Genomic DNA, 806 nt, shown 5'->3' with positions numbered 1-806 from the left:
GAGCGGATCTGCCCCGGGATCTTCGCCTCGATATTGTGGCACTGGTCGAGCATGAACGCCACGTCGGGATTGCCGAACCCGCCGCCGCGGATCACCTCCGCGAGGATGCGGAACAGCTGGAACGGATCCGCAGCGCCGACGATCAGGTCGTCGTCGGCGTAGAAGCGCGAGTTGAAGTCGAAGGATCCGAGCTTGCCGAGGCGCAGCAGCTGCATCACGATGAACTCGATGTTCGTGCCGGGGGCGTGGTGACCGGTGTCCAGGCACACCATCGCCCGCTCGCCGAGCGCCGCCACCTGCGCGTAGCTCGTGCCCCAGTCGGGCACGTCGGTGTGATAGAACGACGGCTCGAAGAACTTGTACTCGAGCACGAGGCGCTGCTCGTCGCCGAGGCGCGCGTAGATCTGCTGCAGCGAGTCCTGCAGCCGGTCCTGACGGGCGCGCATGTCGTTCTGACCGGGGTAGTTGGACCCCTCCGCGAGCCAGATCTTGAGATCCCGCGACCCGGTCCGGTGCATCACGTCGATGCAGGCGAAGTGGTGGTCGATGGCCTTCTGCCGGATCCGGTCGTCCTCGTGCGTGAGGGCCCCGAACTTGTAGTCCTCGTCCTGGAACGTGTTCGAGTTCACCGTCCCGAGCGCGACGCCCAGGTCCTCCGCGTGGCGGCGCAGGTCGTCGAAGGAATCGACGAGATCCCACGGGATGTGCAGCGCCACGGTGGGGGCGAGCGCCGTGTGGGCGTGCACCTGCGCCGCATCGGCGATCTTCTCGTACGGGTCGCGGGGCGTGCCGGGCGTGCCGAACAC

General features: G+C 67.2%; 1 protein-coding gene. It reads right to left on the bottom strand.

The window, feature by feature from the left end:
• On the bottom strand, positions 1-806 hold an 806-nt coding region (locus RL72_RS00060), incomplete at both ends, for an L-rhamnose isomerase (protein ID WP_045248759.1).

The organism is Microbacterium azadirachtae (assembly GCF_000956545.1).
In the GTDB taxonomy this organism is placed as follows: Bacteria; Actinomycetota; Actinomycetes; order Actinomycetales; family Microbacteriaceae; genus Microbacterium; species Microbacterium azadirachtae.
The sequence above is the reverse complement of the archived record's forward strand: the minus strand, read 5'-3'. Positions and strand labels throughout refer to the sequence as shown.